Source organism: Streptomyces sp. LUP47B, from assembly GCF_001746295.1.
GTDB lineage: Bacteria > Actinomycetota > Actinomycetes > Streptomycetales > Streptomycetaceae > Streptomyces.
In genome coordinates, this window is sequence record NZ_MJAH01000011.1 from 296,700 (window position 1) to 321,682 (window position 24,983).

The following is a 24,983-nucleotide window of genomic DNA, read 5'->3' on the forward strand; positions in this document are numbered from 1 at the left end:
CGCGTACGTCCGCTCAGTCGGCCATGAGCAGGGCCCACACGGTCTTGCCGTGCCGCCCCCGGCTCCACACCCCCCACGCGGTGGCGATGTTCTCCACCAGACGCAGACCGCGGCCGGTCTCCTCGCCCTCGCCGACCGCTCGCAGCCGGGGTTCCAGTCGGTCCTCGTCGGAGACCTCTATCAGGCAGGAGCCGTCCGCGAGGGCGGTCACCGCGACCTCGAACTCCCGCTCCAGGAGCGGCCCGTGGCGCACCACATCGGTGGCCAGTTCCGAGACCAGCAGCACCACGTCGGCCAGCGCCGGATCGTCGGGTCCGTGGCCCCAGTCGGCCAGGTGGTCCCGGACCCGCCGCCGGGCGAGACCGACGGAAGCCGGATGCCGGGGCAGCCGGAAGGAGTTGCGTCTCAACACGTTTGCTCCTCACCCCGCGCACACCTCCGTCACACGGTGCTGCGTTGAGTGGCTGCCCGGCGTCACTCGGGCGAATGTCGGTTCCACGGGAATGCGTCGGAAACGGCGCGATGACGTCGGGATCAGATCCAGGACGCCGACATCAGATCCAGCTGAGGCGCCAGAGGCGGAAGACTCCGGTGCCGTCCGAGAGGTACTGGCCGCCACCGACGTCCTCGCTGGTCACGACGTAGTCCTTGGCCTGCCACAGCGGGATGACCGGGACATCGCGGGCGATGTCCGCCTGGAGGTCGCGGAAGTCCTGCCCTGCCTCGCCGCGGTCGGCGTACCGCTGACTGTCCTGAATCAGATGGTCGACCTCGTGGCTGCTGTAGCCGGTGTTCATGGTGCCGTCGGTGCCCACGAGCGGGGAGCCGTACGTGTCCGGGTCGGGGTAGTCGGCCACCCAGCCCACCGCGTAGGCGTCCAGCTTCCCGGTCGCCCAGCGCTTCTGGAAGTCGGTCCACTCGTAGCCCTTGAGCGTCACCTTGAACAGGCCGCTCGCCTCAAGCTGCTTCTTGAGCTCCTTGGCCTCCGCGGCGGCTGAACCGCTGGTGAGGCCGTAGCCGTAGGTGAAGCTGACCGGGGTGGTCACGCCGGCCTCGGTGAGCAGGGCACGCGCCTTCTTGACGCTCGGCTCCGCATAGGTGTCGAAGAACGACGTGGTGTGGCCGGTGATACCGGTCGGGATCAGCGAGTAGAGCGGGTCGACGGTCCCGTCGTACACCGAGGCGGCCAGCTGCTCGCGGTTGATCAGCCAGGCCATGGCCTGACGCACCTTGGGGTCGTGCAGGGGCTTGCCCGCGCGGGTGTCGAGGTAGAGGTTGCGGACCTCGGAGCTGTCGGCCTCCGAGACGCGCTGGCCGGGGTCGCTCGGGTTCAGTCCGGCGAGGACATTGGGCGGCAACTGGCGGTAGGCGACGTCGATCCGCTTCGCCTTCCAGGCGCTGTTCAGCTTGTTCGAGTTGCCGTAGTAGTCGAGTTCGACGGGGCGGCCGGTGCTCTTGATCTCACCCTTGTAGTCGCCGTTGGGCGCGAGGACCGCCTTCTTGCCCTTCGTATACGCCGTCAGTTCGTACGGCCCGGTGCCGTCGACGCCGTTGTCGGTGCGCAGTGAATTCGCGGGGTACTTCGTGCTGTCGACGATGACACCGGCTCCCGTGGCCACCTTGAACGGGAAGGTGGCGTCGGGCGAGGACAGCCGGAAGGTGATCGTCCGGCCGCTGGCACCGACCGACTGCAGGGTGCTCAGCAGCGAGGCCGGGCCGACATCCGAGTTGATCTTCTTGACCCGGTCGAAGGAGTACTTGACGTCCTTGGCGGTCATCTCGCGGCCGCTCGGGAACGTGAGGCCCTCGCGCAGCACGCAGCGGTACGTGCGCAGATCACTGCCCTCGAACCCACAGCTCTCGGCCGCGTCGGGCACGGGAGTGGCACTGCCCGGCTCGAAGGCCAGCAGTGACTGGAAAACGTTGTTGAACAGCGCCCAGGAGCCGGCGTCATAGGCTCCGGCCGGATCGAGGGAGGTGACTTCGTCCGTCGTCCCCACCTTGATCGTCCTGCCCGTCCCTTCGGACGGGAGCAACTGCCAGCCGCCAACTCCCACGACCCCCAGAACAAGAAGCGTCGCGAGAATCCGCACGCGAACCGACCGCATCGGTTTGCCCTCCCCGGACCCCATGGGTCCCAGTGCACATGCCACCCCCTAGTGGCGCGGATCACCTAATCACAGGTGTTTCAGCTGGGGGAAGAGGGATTTGTCGAGTTGGGCAAGACGTTACCGCAAGGGGTTTCGGCCATGTTTCACAGAGTTCCCACAGGATCTCCGGCCGGCGATCAACGGACGGTCGCGCAGGCGACCGCCGCGGCGCACACCAGGACCGACGCGACGGCCCGCGCCATGATCGCCCGGTCCACGATCCGCCGCAGCCACGGGACCGGAACGCCTCTCAGCAGCCAGGTGACCGGCAGGGAGAGCGCGGACACGCAGGCGAGGAGGAAGAACTGCCGCGCGGGTGGGTAGTCGGGATCCCAGGGGTCGTGAGCCGCGTTCTCCAGATACAGCAATCCGGCGACCGCGTACCAGAACAGCGCGCAGCCACCGGTGAGCAGGGTCTCGTACAGGGCGAACAGAACCGGCCTGCTGCGGGCGAGGCGCCGGAGGGACGTGTCGGACATCATGCGCGAACCCTCCCCCGGCCGGCCCCGGGAGGGCCGTCGTGGTCAAAGTACGCCGACTCCCGCACCGGGCACAGCAGCACGACGGTCCGGGCCGCTGTTCAGGCCTGCTTCGACGCCAGTTCGATCACCGTGATGTCCGACGGGGCGCCCACGCGCGTGGGCGGGCCCCAGGCGCCGGCGCCGCGGCTGACGTAGAGCTGAGTGTCGCCGTAGCGCTCCAGACCGGCGACGGTCGGGTTCGCGGCCTTCGCGAGGAGGTTGCCGGGCCAGAGCTGGCCGCCGTGGGTGTGGCCGGAGAGCTGGAGGTCGACGGCGTGGTCGACGGCGTCGTGGATCTGGACCGGCTGGTGGGCGAGGAGCACGCACGCGCGTGCCGTGTCCCGGTCGCCGAGGGCCTTGGCGAAGTCGGGGCCCTGGCCCTCACTCTCGCCCGCGATGTCGTTGACGCCGGCGAGATCGAACCACGCCAGTTCCGTACGGTCGTTCTCCAGCGGACGCAGACCGAGCCGCCGTACCTCCTCGACCCACTGCTCGGCGCCGGAGAAGTACTCGTGGTTGCCGGTGACGAAGAACGAGCCGTGTCGTGCCTCGAGCCGCGCGAGGGGGGCTGCCGCCGGGCCGAGGTCCTTCACACTGCCGTCGACCAGGTCGCCGACGACCGCGATCAGGTCGGGCCGGGTGGAGTTGATGGTGTCGACGACCTTCTGGGCGAAGCCACGGCCGAGCACCGGGCTCAGGTGGATGTCGCTGACCACCGCGATCCGGTAGCCGTGCGCCGCGCGCGGGAGCTTCGCCAGCGGCACGGTGACCCGCTTGACCCCGGGCCCGCGCAGGACGCCGTACGTGCCGTAGCCGACGGTTCCCACGGCGGCCGCGGCGGCGGCTCCGGCGACGACCCGGGAGACGAAGAGGCGGCGGGAGGGGGCGCCGACGAGGGTGGCGCCGCCGGGCTCCGACGGCTCCCCGGACGCCGGTCCGTCCTTCCCGGGTTCCCGGGGCGGGCTCCCGGGCTCCTGCGGCTTCTCGGCAGGTGCTCCCGCCGGTACCCGCTCCGGGTGCGGTACGGCGGTCACGGCGGGCTCGCCGCGCCGGTCCCGGCGTTCGAGGAAACGTCGCAGCAGGGGTCGTACGACCTCTCCCGCCACGACCGCGAGCAGCAGGTAGATCGACAGCGCCAGCCACAGGAAGCCGGGCCACGCGAGCACACGCTGGAGCCAGAAGGGGGCGCCGGTGCGCTCCGCGACCAGGGCACCGACCGCCAGCACCCAGCCGCCGCCGATGAGCACCGCGCCCACGCGGCGGGCCCGGCCGGGGCCGTCGGTGGTGTCGCGGAACAGGCGGCGCCACAGGTACCAGTTGGCCGTGACGAGGACGGCCAGGGCGAGCAGTGCGAAGACGATGACCACGGTCTGCTAACTCTCGGGGGTCGGCTGTGAGTTCCGGCGCAGTGCGCGCACTCCACGCAACCCGATGAGCCCGACGACCGTCCCCAATACGAAGGAGACGACGGCCAGCAGCAGGTGCACCCAGAAGTACCCCGTCGGGTCGCCCGCGTCGTCGAACGCGAGCCCGCTGGCGTCCTTGACGAGGTTCTTGACGAAAGTGATCCAGATGATCCAGCTCCACACCCCGAAGGCGAGCAGGAACCAGGAGACGGGGCGGCTGAGCTTCATGGGTCCAGTATCGCGGGCCGTTGGCCGGTTCGACGGCCGGGGTGGGGAGGGTGCTGGGACTTCACCCTCCGCGCCATGTACGTTCCTGAGCGTGTCCGCACCCCACAAGAAGACCGCCGGGCGATCCCTGCTGGTCACCTCCGCCGCCGCCCTGTCGTCCCTCGCGCTGACCGCGCCGGTCGCTCTCGCGGCTCCCGGCCCGTCACCGAGCACGTCCCCGAGTGCGTCCCCCAGCGCCACTCCCCCGGCGAACATGTCGACCGTGGGCGGCTCACGGCTCGGCCAGGCGGGCACGCAGGTCAATCTCGCGAGCGGCGTTCCGGTGCTGCCCAAGGACATCACCGCGCGCTCCTGGATCGTCACGGACGCCGAGTCCGGCGATGTGCTCGCCGCACACAACGCGCACTGGCGGCTGCCCCCGGCGAGCACCATGAAGATGCTCTTCGCGGACACCGTGCTGCCGAAGTTCGCCAAGACCGAGAAGCACAAGGTCGTCCCCTCCGACCTCGCGGGCATGGGCGCCGGTTCCAGCCTGGTCGGGATAAAGGAGGGCGAGACGTACACGGTCCACGATCTGTGGCTCGGTGTCTTCCTTCGCTCCGGCAACGACGCCGTGCACGTCCTGTCCGCGATGAACAAGGGCGTCGCCAAGACCGTCACGGAGATGAACGAGCACGCCGAGGAGCTCCAGGCCCTCGACACGCATGTGGTCAGCCCCGACGGCTACGACGCCCCCGGCCAGGTCTCCTCCGCCTACGACCTGACCCTGTTCGCCCGTTCCGGCCTGCAGAAGAAGGATTTCCGCGAGTACTGCTCGACGGTCACCGCGAAGTTCCCCGGCGAGACCAAGAAGGACAAGAAGGGCAAGGTCGTCCGCAAGCCCTTCGAGATCCAGAACACCAACCGACTGCTGAGCGGCGACTACGACATCTCGCAGTACCAGGGCATCGCAGGTGTGAAGAACGGCAACACCACCAACGCCGGCGCCACCTTCACCGGTGTCGCCGAGCGCAATGGCAGGGTGCTGCTCGTCACCGTCATGAACCCGTCGAAGGAAGGGCACAACGAGGTCTACAAGGAGACCGCGAAGCTCTTCGACTGGGGCTTCAAGGCGGCCGGCAAGGTCCAGCCGGTGGGTGAGCTGGTGCCGCCCAAGGGCGCCGCGCAGTCCAGCGGCCAGGGGGAGGCCGGGGAGGCCGGGGGTGGATCCGGCGGCTCCGGGGACTCGGCGGGCTCCGGGGACTCGGCGAAGCACGCCGCGGCCGCCACGGCCGACCACGGCTCCCGCGGCATGGGCACCGCCCTCGCGATCTCCGGCGGCCTCCTTGTGCTGCTCGCGGGCGCCGCGTTCCTCGTCAACCGCCGCTGGCCGCTGCCGGATCTGGTACGTCGTCGCTCTTCTCGTCCGTGAGCTCCTGCTCCTTGCTCCCCGTCGCCGTCCACGCGGCGCAGAACAGCACCAGCTTCGCCGTGAAGTTGATCCACAGCAGCAGGGCGACGGGGACGCCGAACGCGCCATACATGCTCTTCGTCGCCACGCCCTGGATATAGCCGCTCAGCAGCAGCTTCAGCAGTTCGAAGCCGATCGCGCCGGTCAGCGCGGCGACGAACAGCCGGCGGCGCGTCGGCTCGACCCCCGGCAGCAGGGTCAGGACGTACAACAGGAGCAGGAAGTCGGCGAGTACGGCGATGACGAACGCGACGACACGCAGCAGGACCCGGCCCGCGCCGCCCTCCTGAAGGCCCAGCTCCCCGCTGATCCAGTCGACCAGCGCCGAGGCGACGGTGGAGATGGCGAGCGTGACCAGGACGGCGCCGCCGAATCCGACCAGGATGCCCAGGTCCTTGCCCTTGCGCAGGATCGGGTTCTCTTCCTCGTCGGGCAGCTCCCACACCGCGCGCAGACACTCGCGCATCGAGCCGGCCCAGCCGATGCCGGTGAACAGCAGGGCGGCGGCGGCGATGAGGCCGACGGTGCCCGCGTTCTGTACCAGGCCGCCGATGTTCAGCTGCTCGGAGATGCCGGGCACCTGATCGGCGATCTTGTCCTGGAGGTCGTCCTGCTGCTTCGTGCTGAGCGTGGCGGCCGCGATCGCCGCCGCCACGGTGAGCAGCGGGAACAGCGCGACGAAGCTGGTGAACGTCATCGCCGCGGCCAGCCGAGTCCACTTCACCCGGTCCAGCCGTTCGTACGACCGCCACGCGTGCGTGGCCGTCAGGCGCACCCAGAGCGGCCCGACGACGGGGAGTCTCTTCAGCCAGTCCATGATCGGATCTTGCCCTCCGCGTGGAAGACCGATGTGTGAGTACCCCGAAAACGCGGGACGGCGTCGGGCGGGGGCGCGCCCATTAATCACCCATTCCGGGTAGAGGCATGAAGTTTGAGATCAAATTGTCCCTATAGCGGCGATACGGTCACCGGCATGTCTGCCGACACCGTTCCCGTCACGGGATGGGGGCGCACCGCCCCCACCGCGGCCTGTTTGATCCGTCCACGGAGCTACGAGGAGGCCGTGGCCGCCGTCCGGGGCTGCGGGGCCCGTGGCGGCATCCCGAGGGGCCTGGGACGGGCGTACGGGGACGCGGCACAGAACGCAGGCGGCGCGGTGTTCGACATGACCGGCCTGAACCGGATCCACGCGATCGACGCCGAAGGCGGCACCGTGCTGTGCGACGCGGGCGTCTCCCTGAACGGGCTGATGGAGGTGCTGCTGCCGCTCGGCTGGTTCGTGCCGGTGACGCCCGGCACCCGGTACGTCACCGTCGGCGGTGCGATCGGCACGGACGTCCACGGCAGGAACCACCATGTGTCCGGCTCCTTCTCCCGCCATGTGCTGTCCTTCGAACTGCTCACCGCCGACGGCGAGATCCGCACCGTGCGCCGCGGCACACCTCTGTTCGACGCGACCACCGGCGGCATGGGTCTGACCGGGATGATCCTCACCGCGACGGTCCAGCTCCAGCCGGTCGAGACGTCCCTGATGTCGGTGGACACGGAACGCGCGCGCGACCTCGACGACCTGATGGCCCGTCTGACGGCGACCGATCACCAGTACCGCTACTCGGCCGCCTGGGTCGACCTGCTGGCCCGCGGGGCCGCGACGGGGCGGGCGGTTCTCACGCGGGGCGACCACGCGCCGCTGGAAGCGCTGGAGACACCGGGGCCGCTCGCCAGGAGCACACGCGCGCGGAGAGACCCGTTGACGTTCGGGACCCCGCGCTTCCCGGCCCCGCCCCGCTTCCTCCCCGAGGGACTTCTCCACCGCACGAGCGTGGGGCTGTTCAACGAGCTCCGGTACCGGACGGCGCCCCGCGCGCGTACCGGCCGGCTGCAGGGGATCTCCGCGTTCTTCCACCCCCTCGACGGTGTGCCCCACTGGAACCGGATCTACGGCCGCGGCGGCCTCGTGCACTACCAGTTCGTCGTCGGACAGGACCAGGACGACACCCTGCGCCGGATCGTGCGGCGGGTCTCCGAGCGGCGATGCCCGTCCCTTCTCGCCGTGCTCAAGCGGTTCGGGGACGCCGACCCCGGATGGCTCTCCTTCCCGGTGCCCGGCTGGACCCTGGCTCTGGACATCCCGGCCGGCCTGCCCGGTCTCTGCGCCCTCCTCGACGAACTGGACGAGGAGGTGGCCATGGCAGGCGGGCGGGTCTGCCTGGCCCAGGACTCCCGTCTGCGGCCGGAACTGCTCACCGCGATGTACCCGCGCCTCGACGACTTCCGTGCGCTGCGCGCCGAGCTGGACCCGCACGGGGTGTTCACCTCGGACCTGTCCCGCCGTCTGACCCTCCAAGCCCTCTGAAGATCCCAGGCCCTCCAAGGAGCTGTTCGTGAAGGACGCCTTCGGCATTCCCCAGTCCCTGCTCGTCCTCGGCGGTACGTCCGAGATCGCCCTGGCCACCGTCCGCCGCCTCGTCGTCCGCCGCACCCGCACGGTGTGGCTGGCGGGGCGCCCGTCACCGGCCCTGGAGGCGGCCGCCACGCAATTGCGCTCTCTGGGGGCCGAGGTCCACACCGTCGCCTTCGACGCGCTGCACCCCGATTCCCACGAGACGGTGCTCGGCAAGGTGTTCGCCGAGGCCGACATCGACATGGTGCTGCTCGCCTTCGGGATCCTCGGCGACCAGGCCCACGACGAGCGCGACCCGGTCGCGGCGGTGCGGGTCGCGCAGACCAACTACACGGGCGCCGTCTCGGCAGGCCTGGTGTCCGCGCGCGCGTTGCAGACCCAGGGGCACGGCTCGCTCGTCGTGCTCTCCTCCGTGGCCGGCGAGCGCGCCCGCCGCGCCGACTTCATCTACGGCTCCAGCAAGGCCGGCCTCGACGTCTTCGCCCAGGGGCTGGGGGACGCCCTGCACGGCACGGGCGTGCACGTCATGGTCGTACGTCCCGGATTCGTCCGCTCGAGGATGACGGCCGGTCTGGAGGGGGCGCTCCTCGCGACCACCCCGGAGGCCGTCGCGACGGCGATCGAGCTGGGCCTGCGGCGCCGCTCGGAGACGGTGTGGGTGCCGGGGGCGCTGCGGGTGGTGATGGCGGCGATGCGGCATCTGCCGCGGGCGGTGTTCCGGCTGCTGCCGCTGTAACCGTGGTTACAGCTGGCTTGTGGGCAGGGAGCCGCGGTCGACGCGGGCCGCCTGGGGCGGCACGGTCGAGCGACCGAAAGGGAACTCGCGCAGCTTGCGCCACACCCCGTCGGCGCCCTGCTCGTAGAGCGCGAATCCGGTGCACGGCCACTCGGCCTCGAACTCGGCGAGTTCCTCGAAGGCGCGGTCCATGGCGGCCTCGTCGATGCCGTGGGCCACCGTGACGTGCGGGTGATAGGGGAACTGGAGTTCCCGCGCGACCGGCCCCGAGGCGTCACGGACCTGCTTCTGGAGCCAGGTGCAGGCCTCGGCACCCTGGGCGACCCGGACGTACACGACGGGTGACAGCGGCCGGAAGGTGCCGGTGCCGGACAGCTTCATGGGGAAGGGCCGGCCCGTCGCGGCGACCTCGGCGAGGTGGGCCTCGATGGCGGGCAGCGCGGTGTCCGCGACCTCTGTGGGCGGCAGCAGGGTGACATGGGTGGCGATGGCGTGAGCCGCGGCGTCGCCGAAGCCCGCGCGCCGCTCCTGGAGCAGGCTGCCGTGAGGCTCCGGGACCGCGATCGACACACCGATCGTTACGGTCCCCACGTCGTCTCCTGTTCTTCCCCGTCGTCCTGTCGGATTCGTTCCCAGCCGTCCGGCTATCGACTGTACGGCCACGGCTGTGCTGTGGGCAGGCGCAGGCGTAGTGATGTGCAGCGCTCTGCCCGGTGGTGCTGGTGTGCGGTGGTACGCCCCGGTGGCCGGCGGTCGGTACCGCCGGCCGGCGGCGATCAGTGTTTCGCGGGCAGGAAGCCCACCTTCTCGTACGTCTGCGAGAGGGTCTCCGCGGCGACCGCGCGCGCCTTCTCCGCGCCCTTGGCCAGGATCGAGTCCAGCGTCTCCGGGTCGTCCAGGTACTGCTGGGTCCGCTCCCGGAACGGCGTCACGAACTCGACGACGACCTCGGCGAGGTCCGTCTTGAGCGCGCCGTAGAGCTTGCCCTCGTACTGCTGCTCCAGCTCGGGGATGCCGGTGCCGGTCAGGGTCGAGTAGATGGTGAGCAGGTTGCTGACGCCCGGCTTGTTCTCGGTGTCGTAGCGGATGACGGTGTCGGTGTCCGTGACCGCGCTCTTGACCTTCTTGGCGGTGGCCTTCGGCTCGTCGAGGAGGTTGATGAGGCCCTTCGGCGTGGACGCCGACTTGCTCATCTTGATCGACGGGTCCTGGAGGTCGTAGATCTTCGCCGTCTCCTTGAGGATGTACGGCTTCGGGATCGTGAAGGTCTCGCCGAAGCGGCCGTTGAAGCGCGTGGCGAGGTCACGGGTCAGCTCGACGTGCTGGCGCTGGTCCTCACCCACCGGGACCTCGTTGGCCTGGTAGAGCAGGATGTCCGCGACCTGGAGGATCGGGTACGTGAACAGGCCGACGCTCGCGCTGTCGGCGCCCTGGCGGGCGGACTTGTCCTTGAACTGGGTCATGCGGGAGGCCTCGCCGAATCCGGTGAGGCAGTTCATGACCCAGGCGAGCTGGGCGTGCTCGGGTACGTGGCTCTGGACGAAGAGCGTGCAGCGCTCCGGGTCGAGGCCCGCGGCGAGGAGCTGCGCGGCGGCCAGGCGGGTGTTGGCCGTGAGCTGCTTCGGGTCCTGCGGAACCGTGATCGCGTGCAGGTCGACGACCATGTAGAACGCGTCGTGGGACTCCTGCAGAGCCACCCACTGGCGGACGGCGCCGAGGTAGTTGCCGAGGTGGAACGAGCCTGCGGTGGGCTGGATTCCGGAGAGCACACGGGGTCGGTCAGAGGCCATGCTCATCATTCTCTCAGGTGTCGGGGTCCGATCCGGAACCAGTCGGAAACAGATGCGCCACGAGGGGGAACCGATTCAGTCCGGACGGTGTACCAATCGTGTGAGGACGCGGGAGGGGGGCCGCATCGTCGATGAGGCCGCGGTGATCGCACGTGTACGCGCCGGAGACCAGGAGGCGTACGCGGAGCTGGTGCGGGCCCATACGGGCCTGGCGCTGCGAGCGGCCGCCGCGCTCGGGGCGGGTGCGGACGCGGAGGACGTGGTTCAGCAGGCCTTCGTCAAGGCGTACTGCGGGCTGGGCCGCTTCAAGGAGGGCTCGGCGTTCAAGCCGTGGTTCATGTCGATCGTGGCCAATGAGACGAGGAACACAGTGCGGACGGCGGCGCGCCAGCGCACGCTCGCCGGCCGCGAGGCGGCCTTCGCGGAGGCCGAGCCGCTGATACCGGAATCGGCGGACCCGGCGGTCGCGGCCGTGGAGATAGAGCGCCGCGCCGCGCTGGGATCCGCGCTGGAGAAGCTGAGCGAGGAGCACCGTCTGGTCGTCACCTACCGGTATCTGCTGGAGATGGACGAGTCGGAGACGGCCCAGGCCCTGGGCTGGCCCCGGGGGACGGTGAAGTCCCGGCTGAACCGCGCGCTGCGCAAGCTCGGCAGACTGCTGCCGGATTTCGAGCCTCGGGAAGGGGGTGATGAGCGTGAGTGAGGCCTACGGCGGTGAGGGCGCCGACCGGAGCGGGCGTGAGCCTGCGTCCCGGCTGCCCGAGGAGCTGCGGGCGCTCGGGCGTTCGCTGGACGCGCCGGGTGCGGGTGGGCCCGAGTCGATGGTGGAGCGGGTGCTGGAGCAGATACTCGCCGAGCGGCTGCCGGTCCCGGTGGCCCAGGCGCCGGGGCCGGGTGAGCGGCTGCGGGCGGTGCGGCGGTGGACGCGGACGCGGTGGCGTTCGCTGGCCGCGACCCTGTGCGGGCTGCTGACGGTCCTCGCGCTCACTCCTCCGGTGCGGGCGGCGGTCCTGGACTGGTTCGACTTCGGGGGGGTCGAGGTGCGGTACGACCCGTCGGCGGTGCCCTCGCCGGGGGCCGAGGTGCCCGGCTGCGGTCGCTCGGTGTCGCTCGCGCAGGCCGAGCGGCGGGCGGGGTTCGAACCGCTGGTTCCGTCGGCGCTCGGCGCTCCGGACGTGGTGACGGTGACGGCGGAGCCGCGGGGGCGGTCCCTGGTGAGTCTGTGCTGGCGTGAGCGGGGGGACACCATACGGCTGGACGAGTATCGGGCCCGTCTGGACATCGGCTTCACCAAGAGCGTGCGGGAGCAGCCGGAGTGGCTCTCGCTGGACAAGGACTCCTCGGAGCTCGGTGGGACCCGTGACACAGCTCTGTGGTTTCCGCGGCCCCACCTGCTGAGCTTCTGGCTGGTGGACGCGGCCGGTTCCCACTACACCCGCGAGCAGCGCACCGCCGGGCCGACGCTGCTGTGGATGCACGGGTCGGGTGTCCTGGACGTGCCGGACGTGACGCTGCGGCTGGAGGGGGTCGCGTCGAAGGCGCGTGCCGTGGAGATCGCGAAGTCCCTCGGCGAGCCGGGGCACGAGGGCGCCGAGACGCCCTCGGATTAGTGCGCGCGGGGTGGGAACCCCGACGGGCCGGGCGGTGTACCAGAAGTGACACGCGGCTCGCGGACGGGCCGCACGGGGATCGCCTGTTGGGGGCCGGCATGAAGAAGCGTGTAGCTGGACGGAGGGGCCGCTGTCGTGAACTGACGGCGGCATCGGGGGCCTTGGCGGTGGCGCTCGCGCTGACGGTGTGGGGTGCGCCCTCAGCGTCGGCGGGCGGACCGACGAGCGTGCTCGTGGTCTCGCCGGAGAGCGGGGAGACGGCATCGCTGTACTACTCCGACGAGGAGTACGCCGAGTTGGAGCGGCTTCTCGGCCCTCCGGGTGCGGGCGCCCGCACCAAACCACCCGAGGCGAATCTGCTCGCCGCCCGGCAGATCAACGTCACGTGGATGGCGCACGACGTCTCACCGTGGCGGCTGGACCAGGTCTTCCCGCTGGCTGACACGGACGAGGTGTGGATACACACGGCGGAGCACGTCCCCCAGTCGGTGAACGGCCACTGGCACCGCACAAAGAATCCGCCCCAACTGCGCGCTCTGCTGAAGGACTTGGGAGTGATGGGCAAGGTATCCGGCGAGGGCCATGCCATCTTCCCGGCGCCCGGGCAGGAGCCGGGGATCGACGCGGGGGCGGTGGCCACGGAGGCGTCTGTGGGCCCGTCCTCCACGGCGGACGACGGCACCGACTGGTGGTGGGCGCTTCCGGGGCTTGCGGCCGGAGCCGTGCTGGCGCTGGCGCTGCGGCCGTTCGCCGTGCGGATGCGAGGGGATCGTGTGCGCCGGGAGCCGGGGCCTCGGCAGGAACTGCGTGATCTGTGACGAAAGGAGGTGCCCGCGAGCTGGAGAGAGCGAGGCTGATCGACCGAGGGGGATGGCAGTGCGGAGCAGACACACGAGGACGCGGCTCGGACCGCGCAGGGCGTTGGCAGCGCTGGCGCCGGTGGTGGCGGTGACCGTGCTCGGGGCGCCGGCAGCCGTTGCGGCGACACAGCAGACGCGGGAAGCGGGCCTCGACCGGCCCGACCTGGCGATGGTCGTCACCGGCGGCTCGGGCCGGACGGAGGCCGTGCGTTCCGACGAGCCGTACTTCACCCGCCTGTGGCAGCTGCTGCAGCCGACGTACCCGGGCACGGAGCGGGTGCCGGGCGCCTGGGAGGAGGGCCGGTATCCGGCGGTGCGGTTCACCGTCCTGTGGGGGCTGACGGGTGTCGGCGGCTGGCCTCGGACGGACTCGGCGCCAGGGGGTGATGTGGCGGTGGCGCGGCAGGACCAGCTGTTCCTGACGGGGGACGGCACGCCGTGGGTGCGCTCGGATCCGGCGCCGGAGCGGGAGGACGACGACATCCGCTGGCACCGGGCGCCGCGGGCGGTTTTCGATCGGCTGGACCGGGCGGGCCTCGCGGGCGGTGCCGGGGAGCGACAGGGAAAGGAGAGGTCCAAGAGCTCGACCGGCCCGGAGCACGGCGTGTGGTGGGCGGTGCCGGGGCTCGTCGTGGGATTCGCGGCGGGAGCCGGCGGCACGCGGCTGATACGCCGCGCGGCGGTCGGGCCAGGAGCCGGACCGCCGCGGGATGAGCCACGACAGGAACTCATCGATCTCTAGGAGTCACCGGTCTTTGACAACTCAAGAGAGGACGTGTGTCAGCCGAGGTCGATCTCCGGGTACAGCGGGAAACCGGCCACGAGGTCGGTGGCCCGGTGGGAGATCTCGTCCGCGACCTTCGGGTCCAGGATGTGCTGGGCCTTGGACGGGGCGCCCTTGCTGGTGGTGCCGGGCTCCGTGGTGGTCAGGACGCGGTCGATGAGACCGGCGACCTCGTCCATCTCGGCGGTGCCCAGGCCACGGGTGGTCAGGGCGGGGGTGCCGATGCGGATGCCGGAGGTGTACCAGGCGCCGTTGGGGTCGGCCGGAATGGCGTTGCGGTTGGTGACGATGCCCGACTCGAGCAGGGCGGCCTCGGCCTGGCGGCCGGTGAGGCCGTAGGAGGAGGCGACGTCGATCAGGTTGAGGTGGTTGTCGGTACCGCCGGTGACGAGGGTGGCGCCGCGGCGCATCAGGCCGGCGGCCAGGGCGCGGGAGTTGTCGACGATCCGCTGGGCGTAGTCCTGGAAGGAGGGCTGCCGGGCCTCGGCGAGGGCGACGGCCTTGGCGGCCATGACGTGCGGGAGCGGGCCGCCGAGGACCATCGGGCAGCCCCGGTCGACCTGGTCCTTGAGGGAGTCGTCGCACAGCACCATGCCGCCGCGCGGGCCGCGCAGCGACTTGTGGGTGGTGGTGGTGACGATCTGCGCGTGCGGGATCGGGTCGAAGTCGCCGGTGAGGACCTTGCCTGCGACGAGACCGGCGAAGTGCGCCATGTCGACCATGAGCGTGGCGCCGACCTCGTCGGCGATCTCGCGCATGATCCGGAAGTTCACCAGGCGGGGGTAGGCCGAGTAGCCGGCGACGATGATCAGCGGCTTGAACTCACGGGCCGAGGCGCGCAGCGCGTCGTAGTCGACCAGACCGGTGGTGGCGTCGGTGCCGTAGGAGCGCTGGTCGAACATCTTGCCGGAGATGTTGGGTCGGAAGCCGTGGGTGAGGTGGCCGCCGGCGTCCAGGGACATACCGAGCATGCGCTGGTTGCCGAAGGCCTGGCGGAGCTCGGCCCAGTCGGCGTCGGAGAGGTCGTTGACCTGGCGGACGCCGGCCTTCTCCAGGGCGGGGACCTCGACACGCTGGGCGAGGACGGACCAGAAGGCGACGAGGTTGGCGTCGATACCGGAGTGCGGCTGGACGTAGGCGTGCCGGGCGCCGAAGAGCTCCCTGGCGTGCTCGGCGGCCAGGGACTCGACGGTGTCGACGTTGCGACAGCCGGCGTAGAAGCGGCGGCCGACGGTGCCCTCGGCGTACTTGTCGCTGAACCAGTTGCCCATCGCGAGGAGGGTGGCGGGGGAGGCGTAGTTCTCGGAGGCGATCAGCTTGAGCATCTCGCGCTGGTCGTGGACCTCCTGGCCGATGGCGTCGGCGACGCGCGGCTCGACGGCGCGGATCACGTCGAGGGCGGCGCGGAAGGCCGTGGACTCGGTGGACAGGGGCTGCTGCTCTGACATGGCGGCCTCCGGGCTGCGTGGCTTGAAGCGGTCACGGATCACGGTTCGGCCCAGGCGCACGGCACTTGGTCATTCACAGGCCGCTCCCCGATGGTCCGTCCCATCCCAGCGCGCCAGTCACGGCCTGTCGGCCAGCCTACCGGGCACGTGGAACGGCCCCGGTGCGGCGTCCACCATGCGAGCGACGGCTTCGAGGCCCGGGCAAGGGCCGGGGCCTCGAAGCCGGGGCGGTGCAGGGCGTCAGAACAGCGCGTCGGCCAGGCGGTCGATCTGGTCGGCGTCCGAGGCCCAGCAATAGAGCATCACCTCGTCGGCACCGATACCGACGTAGGCGTCGGCGGCCTCGCGGATCTGCCGCGGTGTGGTGAGCAAGCCGGCCTCCATGTACTCGACCTGGCCTCTGAAGGCGTAGTAGTCGCGGAGGTTGCGGCGGGCCCGGTCCAGCGTGTCGTCGGGGCCGAGAGCGACGTTCGCCTGGGCGACCAGGCGGGGGCGGCCGGGGCGGTCGTGTTTCTGCCAGGCCGTTTCGGCGGCGCGGAACAGGTTGGACATGAAGGAGGGCGGCAGTGCGGCGCCGAGGAAACCGTCGCCGAAGCGGCCGACGCGTTCGAGGGCAGCGGGGGCGAAGCCGCCGAACAGCACCTCCGGGCCGCCGGGGGTGGCGGGGGTGGGGCCGATGGGGCCGACGCCTTGGCCGTAGGGCTCGCCGGACCAGGTGCGGCGCAGCAGGGTCATCTGTTCGTCGAGGCGGCGGCCTCGGCGGTGGAGGTCGGTGCCGGCGGCCAGGCAGTCGTCCTCGCGGCCTCCGACACCGATGCCGAGGGTGAAGCGGCCGCCGGAGAGGCGGTCGAGGGTCGCGGTCTGCTTCGCGAGCAGTGCGGTGTTGTGGAGAGGTGCGAGCAGTACCTCGGTCTGGACGCGGATGCGGGACGTGGCGCCGACGAGGGTCGCAAGGGTGACGAGGGGCTCGGGGTTGTCGTAGACGAGGCGGTCGAGCAGGCCGAGGGTACTGAAAGGGCTCGCGTCGGCGCGCCAGGCCCAGGGGAGCAGCTGGGCGGGGTCGTCGATGGGAAGGCCGAGGCCGATGTTCATGGGAGAGTCCTCCGGAGGGCGTACGGGATCCGCCGGTCGGCCGGATCCGGTGCCGCCCCTCCGTGGTGCCGCGCGCTGTGCGCGGACCTGCTCCCGTTCTGCGGCGATGGTTCCAGAGAGCGTGTGCGTCAGAGTGCGCCGACCGTAACGCGACCGGACGGGGGCCGACAACGCGTTTTCGCCGGCCGCTCGCGGACCCTGCCTCGGGGACACGGCCCGGGGATACGGCTCGGGTCCGGCGGACAGCTGGAGATCGGTGAGAGCCGGTCGGAAACCGACCCACCCCGCACCACCTCCCCCTAAGGTCACTTCGTGCTCTTTGGAATGGTGTGTGCTCTGGGTGCCTCCGTCTGCTTCGGGACGGCCACCGTGCTGCAGGCGATGGCGGCGCGGGCTGCGGACACGGGCGGCCGCGACGGCGAGGGGACGGCGTTCGCGGTGACGCTGTTCCTGCGGGCGGTGCGGCAGTGGCGGTATCTGGCGGGGCTGGCGCTGGACGGGGTGGGGTTCCTGCTGCAGATCGCCGCGTTGCGGTCGGTCCCGATCTACGCGGTGGGCGCGGCGCTCGCGTCGAGCCTCGCGGTGACCGCGGTGGTGTCGGCGCGGTTGTTGAAGGTCCGGCTGAGCGCGCGCGAGTGGGGTGCCGTCGGGGTGGTGTGCGCGGGGATGGCGCTGCTGGGGATCGCGTCCGGGACGGAGGGCGACCGGGAGGGGCCGTCGGCCTTGAAGTACGTGATGCTCGGGATGGCCCTGGCCGTGCTGGGGCTCGCGCTGCTCGGTGGGCGACTGCCGGAGCGGGGACGGGGGTTGGCGCTCGGGCTGGGGGCCGGGTTCGGGTTCGGGGTGGTCGAGGTGGCGGTACGGCTGATCGACTCGCTCGCGCCGTCGGCACTGTTGGCCAACCCGGCGACGTACGCGCTTCTCATCGGCGGTGGTGCGGCCTTCCTGTCGCTGACCTCGGCGCTGCAGCGGGGCTCGGTGACCACGGCGACCGCCGGGATGGTGATCGGGGAGACGATCGGGCCGGCGCTGGTGGGCGTGGTGTGGCTCGGGGACCGTACCCGTGAGGGGCTGGCGTGGGTGGCGGTGCTGGGTTTCGCCGTGGCCGTCGCGGGAGCGTTGGCGCTGGCCAGGTTCGGGGAGGCCCCTGAACATTCCGCCCCGCATTCCCCTTCCCGAATTCCGTAAGGGGTTGATCGATTTACTTCCGGCACAGCTCGACAGACTGAGCCATGCCGACCGAAAGGACGATAAAGAGTCACGATCCGGACAGCCGAAAAAGCCTCGTTGAATATTTGAACGTGCTGTGAAGGCCTTGCGTATACGACGGCGTGAGCAGTAATCCCGTCACCGTCACCGTGGCCTATCACGTGGTGCCGGGCCGTGAGGCCGACTTCCACTCCTGGGGGTGGGCCATGCTGGCCGCGAGTGCGCAGCAGCCGGGCTTCCTTGGGGGTGGCGTTCTTGTCGACCGAGAGGCGGAGTGGCATGTGGTCTATCGCTTCGCCAGCGAGGGAACGGCCCGGGCCTGGGAAGATTCGCCCGTCCGGAACCAATGGCACGACCGGGCGACGGCCTTCGCCCGGCAGACGGAGCGCAGGAGCGTGCGGGGCTCCAAGATGTGGTTCGACTCGCAGACCACTACACCGAAGCCGCCCGTCCCGCCGGCGAAATGGAAACTGTGGTTCGTGAACATGAGCGCGGTTTTTCCGCCGGTGCTCCTGTTCAATCTGATCGTTCTTCCTTATCTCGGCGGACTCAATCCGCTCATCCGCACACTGCTGTTGTGCCTGTGTGTGACGGCTCTCGTCACCTGGATTCTCATGCCCCGGCTTCAGCGTTTCTTGAGGAAATGGCTGTATCCACCGCTGCAGGCGCTTCGCGGACGGCACAAAAGACGGACCGCATAGGTCCGGCACGAACCGAGGGAGGTGGGCGGGTGAAGACCCTGCTCATCGACAATTACGACTCGTACACGTACAACCTGTTCCAGCTGGTCGCCGAGGTCAACGGCGAGGAACCGGTCGTCGTCCTCAATGACGCGGTCGGCGCCCTTCCCGATCTCGGGGAATTTCTTGCGGGATTCGACAATGTCGTGGTCTCGCCCGGCCCCGGGCACCCCGCCGAGCCGCGCGACTTCGGACTGAGCACCGCCGTGCTCGCCGCGTCGCCGATCCCCGTGCTCGGCGTCTGTCTGGGTCACCAGGGCATCGCCCTCGGGGAGGGGGGCCGGGTGGGACCCGCCCCGGAGCCGCGGCACGGTCATCTGTCGACGGTCCGGCACGACGGACGGGACCTGTTCCGGGGGCTGCCGCAGGACTTCACCGCGGTCCGCTACCACTCGCTGGCCGTGTCCGAGCCGCTCCCGCAGGCGCTGGAGGCCACCGCCTGGGCCGAGGACGGTGTGCTGATGGGGCTCAGGCACCGCAGCCGGCCGCTGTGGGGGGTGCAGTTCCACCCGGAGTCCGTGCTCACCGACTACGGCCACCGCATGCTCGTCAACTTCCGCAATCTCACGGCGGAACGGGCCCGCAGACCGCGTACGAAGAACACCGCGGTGCCTCCGCCCGAGGCGGTGATCCCCCGGCCCGCGCGGCTCGTCCCGCGCCCCCGGCCGGCCGCGCCCGCCTACCGTCTGCACACTCGGCGCATCGCCGGCGCGGTCGACACCGAGGCCGCCTTCACCCGGATGTACGCGGCGTCGAGGCGGGCGTTCTGGCTGGACAGCGCGCTGGTCGAGGACGGGCGTTCGCGGTTCTCGTTCTTCGGTGACGACAGCGGTCCGCTCGCGGAGTTCGTCCGGTACGACGTCGAGAGCGGAAGGTGCGAGATCGAGCGGGCCGGGCGGCCGACGAGGAAGGTCGCGGCGAGCGTCTTCGACTATCTGGGACGGCAGTTGACGAGCCGCCGGGTGGACGGCGCCGGGCTGCCCTTCGACTTCACCGGCGGCTATGTCGGCTACTTCGGCTACGAGATGAAGGCCGACTGCGGCTCACCGAACCGGCACACCTCCGACGTTCCGGACGCCTGCTGGCTGTTCGCCGACCGGTTGATCGCCGTGGACCATCTGAAGAGGTTCACCTACGCGGTCTGCCTGGCCGAGGACACCCCGCAGGCCGCGCGGGAGGCCGAGGACTGGCTGGAGAGCACGCTGGCCCAGCTGACCTTCGTAGCCAACGAGCCGGACCCGACGGCGACACCCGCGCCGCCGACACCCACCGACCCCACCGACCCCGGCCTCGGCCTCGGCGCCGGCCTCGGGGCCGCCGAGCCCTGGCTGGTGCGGGACCGGGCGGCCTATGTCGCCGACATCGAATCCTGCGATCGCGAGCTGCGGGCGGGCACCAGCTACGAGGTCTGTCTGACGAATGCGGCCCGGTTACCCGCCCCGCCGGACGCATACGAGTTCTACCGGGTGCTGCGCCGGGTCAACCCGGCCCCCTACGCGGCGTTCCTGAGGTTCGGGGACGTCGACGTGGCGGGTTCCTCCCCCGAGCGGTTCCTGCGGATCACCCGGGACGGGATCGCCGAGGCCCGGCCCATCAAGGGCACCGCGCCGCGCGGCGCCGGGCCGGAGGAGGACGCCCGGCTGCGGGATGCCCTGGCGGCGGACGCCAAGACACGCGCCGAGAACCTGATGATCGTCGACCTGCTCCGCAACGACCTGGGGCGGGTGTGTCGGACCGGTTCGGTGCGGGTGACCCGGCTGATGGCCACGGAGACGTACGCGACCGTGCATCAGCTCGTGTCCACCGTGGAGGGGCGGCTGCGGGAGGGGACCGACGCGGTGGAGTGCGTGCGGGCCTGTTTCCCCGGTGGCTCGATGACCGGGGCACCGAAGCTGCGCACCATGGAGATCATCGACTCCCTGGAGACCGAGGCCCGCGGGGTCTACTCCGGCGCCCTCGGCTATCTGGGGTGCGGCGGAGGCGCGGATCTCAACATCGTCATCCGCACGGCCGTGTTCGCCGACGGGCTGATGCAGCTGGGCGCCGGAGGCGCGATCGTCCTCGACTCCGATCCGGTCGCCGAGTACGACGAGATGCTGCTGAAGACGGCGGCACAGATGAGGGCCCTGCACCTGCACACCGCGGAGCGGACGGCGGAGCAGCGGCGGCACACAGCCGTCCGCGTCGACGCCCGCGGAGGGCACACGGCCACCGAGGAGCCGGTCCGATGACGACTGCGCAGCCCGTGCTCTCTTCGGCCGGCTTCGACGCCCCCGGCAATCTCGCCGCCCAGCTCGCCGATCTCGCCGCGCGGCGCGGCTGGGTGGACCGGCCCGCCTTCCATCAGGGCCACCGGGTCTGGACCCATGGCGAGGTGCACGCGCTCGCGGCCCGGGCGGCCACCGTGCTCGCCGGTCACGGCGCCGGGCCGGGTGACCGGGTGGTGCTGGCGTTGCCGGACGGGATCGCCTGGGTGACGGCCTTCCTCGCCGTCGCGCGCCTCGGGGCCGTCGCCGTCCTCGTCAATCCCGAACTCCCCGCGGCCGACCACGCGTTCATGGCCACGGACGCCGACGCCGCGCTGTGTGTGACGGGGCCGGGTCTGGAGGGCCGGTTCGCCGGGCGGACCCGGCTCGGTGCCGACCAGCTGTTCGCGCTCACCGCTTCCGCGGAGCCGGCCCCCGCCCATCCGGTCGACGCGCACACGGCGTTGTACGTCCAGTACACGTCGGGCACCACGGGCCGTCCCAAGGGGGTCGTGCACAGGCACGGCGACCCGAAGGCGTACCACGACCTCATCGGCCGGCGGCTGCTGCGGGTCGGCCAGGACGACGTCACCCTGTCGGTGTCGAAGCTGTACTTCGCCTACGGCTTCGGCAACTCCTTCGTCTTCCCGCTCTTCTCCGGTTCCTCCGCCGTGCTGGTGGACCGGCGCCCGACCCCGGCCGCCGTGGACGAGCTCGTCGCCCGGCACCGGGTGACCCTCCTGTACTCCGTGCCGTCCGCGTACGCCGCGCTGGTGGCCGACCGGGGCAGCGGGCACGAGGCCTGCTTCGCCTCGGTGCGGGCCGCGGTGTCGGCCGGCGAGGGCCTGCCGGAGGGGCTCGCCGGACAGGTCACCGAGCTGCTCGGCGCGCCGGTGCTGGAGCAGATCGGCTCCACCGAGGCCGGTCACGCCTTCTGCGCCAACAGCTTCGGCCACAACCGCCCGGGCACCGTCGGCCGCCCCGTGCCGGGCTTCGAGGTGGAGCTGCGCGACCGCGCCGGCCACCCGGTCCCGGACGGCACGGAGGGCGAGCTGTGGGTGCGCGGCCCGACGGTGACCCCCGGCTATCTCAACCGGCCCGAGGAGACCGAACGCACCCTGGTCGGTGGCTGGCTGGCCACCCGTGACCGGGCGGTCCGCGAAGCCGACGGCACCTACCGGCACCTGGGCCGCGCCGACGACATGGAGATGGTCGGCGGCATCACCGTCTCCCCGCTGGAGGTGGAGGCCGTACTGCGCACCCACCCTGCGGTGAAGGAGGTCGCGGTCGTGGCCGTCACCGACGGGAGGGGGGTGGGCCGACTGCGGGCGTTCGTCGTCCCCGTCGCCCCGGTCCCCGACGGAAGTCTCCAGGAGGACCTCCTGGGCCTGGCCCGCGAACGGCTGGCCGCCTTCAAGGTGCCCAGGAGCGTGAGCCTCGTCCCGTCGCTCCCCCGCACCCCGACCGGCAAGCTCCGCCGCCACCTGGTCCGCCGGGGCGCCTGGTGACGAACCACGGCAGGAACATCCCACAGGCATCGAACCAGCACCGTAGCCGCACCGCGGAGAGGAACGGCCCCATGCGAGAGCAGCAACCCCCCTTCACCGACCGGGGTTTCTACCTGGGCCCGGTGTTCCGCCGGGCGGCCGACCGGCACGGCGCCGTCTTCGTGACCCTGGACCGGCCGCTGGACACCCATCCCGCACTCGGTGTCGATCTCACCTACCCGGCCTTGGCCAAGGTCGTCGAGGATCTGTCCGGACGCCTGTGGGAGGCGGGGGTGAGGCCCTCGGAGCAGGTGGTCGTACACAAGACGGACAACGTCGACATCGTGCTGCTGACCTGCGCGGTCTCCCGTATCGGCGCGGTGCCCGTGCTGCTCTCCCCCGGGCTGGCCGGTGAGGTGGTCGGGGAGTTGATCGAGCGGCTACGGCAGCCGTGGCTGGTCACCGACCGGGCCAAACTGGAGGGGCCGCTGAAGGGGATCGGCCTGCGGGTGCGTCAGGTCCTCGCCGTGGACGACGCGCCGGGCGCCGAGCCCCTGGAGAAGTACGCCGGCACCGAGCCCCCGCCGGCCGTACGCCTCCATCCCCGGGAGCCGGCGCTGATCACCCACAGTTCCGGCACCACCGGCCTCCCCAAACTCGCCGTGCACTGCGCGAACACCATGTGGAACCGGCTCGTACCGCAGAAGGCCATGGGCTGGCCTACGCGCGGGGAGACCGCGGCGCTGCACATGTCGTTCGTGCACTCGCGCTTCTACCATCTGCTCGGCGTCCTGCTGCACTTCGGCAGCCCGCTGGTGCTGATCACCGACCCTGACCCGGCCGCCGTGGGCCCGCTGCTGACCAGGCACCGGCCCGGCATCGTGGAGACCCACCCCAACACGTTCGTGCTGTGGGAGGAGTTGACCGACGCGCCCGGTGCCCCGCTGTCGCGGGTACGGTCCTACGGCTCGACGTTCGACGCGATCCATCCGCGCACGGTACGGCGGCTGCTGGGCGCCTCGAAGCGCCGTTCGCCCTGGCTGATCCAGCTGTACGGGCAGAGCGAGACGGGCCCGGTCGCCTTCCAGTGCTTCACCCGGCGCAGTGCCGCCCGCGCGGACGGGCGGCGGGTCGGGATCGGCATACCCGGCTTCACCCGCGTGCGGGTGACGGGGCCGGGCGGGGAGCGGGTCCCCGCCGGGACGAGCGGCCGTATCGAGGCCCGTACCAGGGGCCGCATCCTCACCTATCTCGGCATGCAGGACCGCTACGACCGTCAACTCGACGACGGCTGGTGGGAGATGGGCGACATGGGGTACCGCAGTCGCCTCGGCACCCTGCATCTGACCGACCGGGAGATCGACCGGATCGACTCCGTGCACAGCAATCTGGAGGTCGAGGACACCCTGATGGAGCGCCTGGAGGAGCTCCGGGAGGTCGTCATCGTGCCGGGGGCCGACCGGGAGCCGGTGCCGGTGGTGTGCGTGCGCGGGGAGCAGCCGCTGGACCTCGGGCGCTGGCGGGAGGCGACGGCCGACCTGCCGGCCATGGCCGAGCCGCGGCAGTGGCGGTTCGAGGAGCTGCCGATGACCGCGACCTGGAAGGTGAAGCGGGTGGAGATCACCCGGATGCTCACCGAGGGTGCGCGCGCGTGACACCGGTCGTGGTGGTCGGAGCCGGTCCCGTGGGTCTGTCGGCGGCGCTCGCGCTGCGGGCGCGCGGGCGGGAGGTCGTGCTGCTGGAGGCGGAGCCGGAGGACCGTGAAAGGCCCGGCAGCCGTGCCCTGTTCGTGCATCGCGAGACGCTCGCGCTGCTCGACGGGATGTGTCCGGGACTGGCCGCCGAGATCACCGCGTACGGGCAGACCTGGCGGACCCGGCGGACCCTCTACCGCGGGCGCGAGGTGTACTCCCGCACCTATCCGCCGAAGGAGGGCCCGCCGCCCTTCACCAGCCTGCGCCAGGTGGACACCGAGCGCTTCCTGCGGGGCGCGTGTGAGCGGGCGGGTGTGGAGTTCGTGTGGGACGCACGGGTGCTGGACGTCCGCACGACGGCGACCGGGGTCCGGCTGAGCTGCGGGAACGGCCGGGAGTGGAGCTGCGCGTACGCCGTCGCCGCCGACGGTGCCCGGTCCGCCGTGCGGGGCGCACTGGGCATCGCCATGGAGGGCGAGCGGGGCGAGGGCTTCCATGTGGTCGTCGACGTGGCCCACACCCCCGGTGCCGAGCCGCCGCCCGAGCGGATCTTCCACTACGAGCATCCGGGCGCGGGCGGGCGCAGTGTGATGCGGGTGCCGTTCACCGGGGGCTTCCAGGTCGACCTGCAGTGCCGGGACGACGACCCCGAGGAGGAGTTCGGGACCGAGGAGGCCGTACGGCGATGGCTTCCGGCGGTGGTGGGCGAGGGGTACGGCGAGCGGATCCTGTGGGTGTCGACGTACCGCTTTCTGCGCAAGGTGGCCGCCTCGTTCACCGATCCGCACCGGCGGGTGCTGCTCGTCGGGGAGGCGGCGCACCTCTTCCCGCCGTTCGGGGCGCGGGGCATGAACAGCGGCATCGCGGACGCGGCGGCCGCGGCGGAGGCCATCGCCGACGGGACGGTCGAGGCCTTCGCCGACGTACGGCGGTCCGCGGCGCTGTTCAACAGTGCCGCCGCCGGGGCCGCGCTGGACCATCTGCGGCCCCGGCGCCGGATCGTCCGGGCCCGCCAACGGGCGGCGGCGACGCTCGCGCCGGTGCTGCCGTGGTGCGGCGCGTGGCTGGAGCACGCACCGTACGGGCCCCGGCACGGAGCGCCGGTGAACGCCGGCCGAAAGTACTGAG

23 protein-coding genes and 1 riboswitch are annotated in these 24,983 nt (G+C 71.3%); of the genes, 13 read left to right on the forward strand and 10 right to left on the reverse strand.

Annotated features, from left to right (window positions below; translation table 11 throughout):
* Positions 1-13 precede the first annotated feature (13 nt).
* The 5 genes from BFN33_RS31460 to BFN33_RS54660 all read right to left on the reverse strand — a co-directional run bounded on the left by BFN33_RS31460 (position 14) and on the right by BFN33_RS54660 (position 4,305).
* Complete coding sequence (locus tag BFN33_RS31460) at positions 14-412, reverse strand: ATP-binding protein (protein ID WP_069763539.1); 399 nt, start codon at positions 410-412, stop codon at positions 14-16.
* A 142-nt stretch (positions 413-554) separates the two neighbouring features.
* Complete coding sequence (locus BFN33_RS31465; protein WP_069763540.1) at positions 555-2,108, reverse strand: ABC transporter substrate-binding protein; 1,554 nt, start codon at positions 2,106-2,108, stop codon at positions 555-557.
* A gap of 179 nt (positions 2,109-2,287) precedes the next feature.
* The gene (locus BFN33_RS31470) at positions 2,288-2,632 is read right to left on the reverse strand and encodes a hypothetical protein (protein ID WP_069763541.1); all 345 of its coding nucleotides are present in this window, start codon (positions 2,630-2,632) and stop codon (positions 2,288-2,290) included.
* Positions 2,633-2,730: 98 nt separating this feature from the next.
* A complete protein-coding gene (locus BFN33_RS31475; protein WP_069763542.1) occupies positions 2,731-4,038 on the reverse strand; it encodes a metallophosphoesterase in 1,308 nt (435 codons plus the stop codon).
* Positions 4,039-4,044: 6 nt separating this feature from the next.
* The gene (locus BFN33_RS54660; RefSeq protein WP_007384221.1) at positions 4,045-4,305 is read right to left on the reverse strand and encodes an SCO4848 family membrane protein; all 261 of its coding nucleotides are present in this window, start codon (positions 4,303-4,305) and stop codon (positions 4,045-4,047) included.
* A 91-nt stretch (positions 4,306-4,396) separates the two neighbouring features.
* On the opposite strand from BFN33_RS54660, the gene BFN33_RS31485 reads away from it, so the two are divergent.
* Positions 4,397-5,716, forward strand: a complete 1,320-nt coding sequence (locus BFN33_RS31485; RefSeq protein WP_069763543.1) for a D-alanyl-D-alanine carboxypeptidase family protein — start codon at positions 4,397-4,399, stop codon at positions 5,714-5,716.
* Here BFN33_RS31485 and BFN33_RS31490 read toward each other — a convergent pair.
* Positions 5,661-6,572: a YihY/virulence factor BrkB family protein gene (locus BFN33_RS31490; RefSeq protein WP_069763544.1), complete on the reverse strand. Its 912-nt coding sequence runs from the start codon at positions 6,570-6,572 to the stop codon at positions 5,661-5,663. The two genes, BFN33_RS31485 and BFN33_RS31490, sit on opposite strands and share 56 nt — an antisense overlap.
* Positions 6,573-6,728: 156 nt before the next feature.
* On the opposite strand from BFN33_RS31490, the gene BFN33_RS31495 reads away from it, so the two are divergent.
* Both BFN33_RS31495 and BFN33_RS31500 read left to right on the forward strand, forming a co-directional pair.
* Positions 6,729-8,111 (forward strand): FAD-binding oxidoreductase, encoded by a 1,383-nt coding sequence (locus tag BFN33_RS31495; RefSeq protein WP_069763545.1) that lies wholly within the window; start codon positions 6,729-6,731, stop codon positions 8,109-8,111.
* A 28-nt stretch (positions 8,112-8,139) separates the two neighbouring features.
* Positions 8,140-8,895, forward strand: a complete 756-nt coding sequence (locus BFN33_RS31500; protein WP_069763546.1) for a decaprenylphospho-beta-D-erythro-pentofuranosid-2-ulose 2-reductase — start codon at positions 8,140-8,142, stop codon at positions 8,893-8,895.
* A gap of 6 nt (positions 8,896-8,901) precedes the next feature.
* Here the strand turns inward: BFN33_RS31500 and BFN33_RS31505 are convergent, their stop codons facing one another.
* Positions 8,902-9,486 carry a 2'-5' RNA ligase family protein gene (locus BFN33_RS31505; protein ID WP_069763547.1) on the reverse strand — a complete coding sequence of 195 codons (585 nt, stop codon included), beginning with the start codon at positions 9,484-9,486 and terminating at the stop codon, positions 8,902-8,904.
* Between the two features lie 185 nt (positions 9,487-9,671).
* Positions 9,672-10,685: a tryptophan--tRNA ligase gene (trpS, locus tag BFN33_RS31510; protein ID WP_069763590.1), complete on the reverse strand. Its 1,014-nt coding sequence runs from the start codon at positions 10,683-10,685 to the stop codon at positions 9,672-9,674.
* 142 nt (positions 10,686-10,827) lie between these two features.
* Here trpS and BFN33_RS31515 point away from each other — a divergent pair, with 142 nt between their 5' ends.
* The 4 genes from BFN33_RS31515 (at position 10,828) to BFN33_RS31530 (ending at position 13,897) form a co-directional block, all read left to right on the forward strand.
* Positions 10,828-11,388: an RNA polymerase sigma factor gene (locus BFN33_RS31515; RefSeq protein ID WP_256122909.1), complete on the forward strand. Its 561-nt coding sequence runs from the start codon at positions 10,828-10,830 to the stop codon at positions 11,386-11,388.
* Positions 11,375-12,295, forward strand: coding sequence for a hypothetical protein (locus BFN33_RS31520; protein ID WP_088245430.1), 921 nt, complete (start codon positions 11,375-11,377; stop codon positions 12,293-12,295). Before BFN33_RS31515 ends, BFN33_RS31520 begins: the two co-directional genes overlap by 14 nt.
* 167 nt (positions 12,296-12,462) lie before the next feature.
* On the forward strand, positions 12,463-13,113 hold the full coding sequence (locus tag BFN33_RS31525) for a hypothetical protein (protein WP_069763549.1): 651 nt from the start codon (positions 12,463-12,465) through the stop codon (positions 13,111-13,113).
* Between the two features lie 52 nt (positions 13,114-13,165).
* Positions 13,166-13,897, forward strand: a complete 732-nt coding sequence (locus tag BFN33_RS31530; RefSeq protein WP_370743329.1) for a hypothetical protein — start codon at positions 13,166-13,168, stop codon at positions 13,895-13,897.
* A gap of 38 nt (positions 13,898-13,935) precedes the next feature.
* Here BFN33_RS31530 and BFN33_RS31535 read toward each other — a convergent pair whose 3' ends face one another.
* Positions 13,936-15,387, reverse strand: a complete 1,452-nt coding sequence (locus tag BFN33_RS31535) for a glycine hydroxymethyltransferase (protein WP_069763593.1) — start codon at positions 15,385-15,387, stop codon at positions 13,936-13,938.
* A gap of 41 nt (positions 15,388-15,428) precedes the next feature.
* A riboswitch (ZMP/ZTP riboswitch) is annotated at positions 15,429-15,518 on the reverse strand.
* Between the two features lie 109 nt (positions 15,519-15,627).
* The gene (locus tag BFN33_RS31540; RefSeq protein ID WP_069763550.1) at positions 15,628-16,479 is read right to left on the reverse strand and encodes an LLM class flavin-dependent oxidoreductase; all 852 of its coding nucleotides are present in this window, start codon (positions 16,477-16,479) and stop codon (positions 15,628-15,630) included.
* A gap of 324 nt (positions 16,480-16,803) precedes the next feature.
* On the opposite strand from BFN33_RS31540, the gene BFN33_RS31545 reads away from it, so the two are divergent.
* The 6 genes from BFN33_RS31545 to BFN33_RS31570 all read left to right on the forward strand — a co-directional run bounded on the left by BFN33_RS31545 (position 16,804) and on the right by BFN33_RS31570 (position 24,982).
* On the forward strand, positions 16,804-17,667 hold the full coding sequence (locus BFN33_RS31545; protein WP_069763551.1) for a hypothetical protein: 864 nt from the start codon (positions 16,804-16,806) through the stop codon (positions 17,665-17,667).
* Between the two features lie 143 nt (positions 17,668-17,810).
* Complete coding sequence (locus BFN33_RS31550; protein WP_069763552.1) at positions 17,811-18,389, forward strand: antibiotic biosynthesis monooxygenase; 579 nt, start codon at positions 17,811-17,813, stop codon at positions 18,387-18,389.
* Between the two features lie 29 nt (positions 18,390-18,418).
* On the forward strand, positions 18,419-20,659 hold the full coding sequence (pabB, locus tag BFN33_RS31555) for an aminodeoxychorismate synthase component I (RefSeq protein ID WP_079141098.1): 2,241 nt from the start codon (positions 18,419-18,421) through the stop codon (positions 20,657-20,659).
* A complete protein-coding gene (locus tag BFN33_RS31560; RefSeq protein ID WP_069763553.1) occupies positions 20,656-22,182 on the forward strand; it encodes an AMP-binding protein in 1,527 nt (508 codons plus the stop codon). The genes pabB and BFN33_RS31560 overlap by 4 nt, the downstream gene beginning before the upstream one ends.
* 71 nt (positions 22,183-22,253) lie before the next feature.
* Positions 22,254-23,816 carry a class I adenylate-forming enzyme family protein gene (locus BFN33_RS31565; protein ID WP_069763554.1) on the forward strand — a complete coding sequence of 521 codons (1,563 nt, stop codon included), beginning with the start codon at positions 22,254-22,256 and terminating at the stop codon, positions 23,814-23,816.
* On the forward strand, positions 23,813-24,982 hold the full coding sequence (locus BFN33_RS31570) for an FAD-dependent oxidoreductase (RefSeq protein ID WP_069763555.1): 1,170 nt from the start codon (positions 23,813-23,815) through the stop codon (positions 24,980-24,982). Before BFN33_RS31565 ends, BFN33_RS31570 begins: the two co-directional genes overlap by 4 nt.
* Position 24,983 lies beyond the last annotated feature (1 nt).

Excerpts from the sequence above, each read along its gene's own strand:
- BFN33_RS31465 (WP_069763540.1), bottom strand. The coding sequence starts at position 2,108 with ATGCGGTCGGTTCGCGTGCGGATTCTCGCGACGCTTCTTGTTCTGGGG.
- BFN33_RS31470 (WP_069763541.1), bottom strand. The coding sequence starts at position 2,632 with ATGATGTCCGACACGTCCCTCCGGCGCCTCGCCCGCAGCAGGCCGGTT.
- BFN33_RS54660 (WP_007384221.1), bottom strand. The coding sequence starts at position 4,305 with ATGAAGCTCAGCCGCCCCGTCTCCTGGTTCCTGCTCGCCTTCGGGGTG.
- BFN33_RS31490 (WP_069763544.1), bottom strand. The coding sequence starts at position 6,572 with ATGGACTGGCTGAAGAGACTCCCCGTCGTCGGGCCGCTCTGGGTGCGC.
- BFN33_RS31495 (WP_069763545.1), top strand. The coding sequence starts at position 6,729 with ATGTCTGCCGACACCGTTCCCGTCACGGGATGGGGGCGCACCGCCCCC.
- trpS (WP_069763590.1), bottom strand. The coding sequence starts at position 10,685 with ATGGCCTCTGACCGACCCCGTGTGCTCTCCGGAATCCAGCCCACCGCA.
- BFN33_RS31520 (WP_088245430.1), top strand. The coding sequence starts at position 11,375 with ATGAGCGTGAGTGAGGCCTACGGCGGTGAGGGCGCCGACCGGAGCGGG.
- BFN33_RS31530 (WP_370743329.1), top strand. The coding sequence starts at position 13,166 with ATGGCAGTGCGGAGCAGACACACGAGGACGCGGCTCGGACCGCGCAGG.
- BFN33_RS31535 (WP_069763593.1), bottom strand. The coding sequence starts at position 15,387 with ATGTCAGAGCAGCAGCCCCTGTCCACCGAGTCCACGGCCTTCCGCGCC.
- BFN33_RS31540 (WP_069763550.1), bottom strand. The coding sequence starts at position 16,479 with ATGAACATCGGCCTCGGCCTTCCCATCGACGACCCCGCCCAGCTGCTC.
- BFN33_RS31545 (WP_069763551.1), top strand. The coding sequence starts at position 16,804 with ATGGTGTGTGCTCTGGGTGCCTCCGTCTGCTTCGGGACGGCCACCGTG.
- BFN33_RS31560 (WP_069763553.1), top strand. The coding sequence starts at position 20,656 with ATGACGACTGCGCAGCCCGTGCTCTCTTCGGCCGGCTTCGACGCCCCC.
- BFN33_RS31565 (WP_069763554.1), top strand. The coding sequence starts at position 22,254 with ATGCGAGAGCAGCAACCCCCCTTCACCGACCGGGGTTTCTACCTGGGC.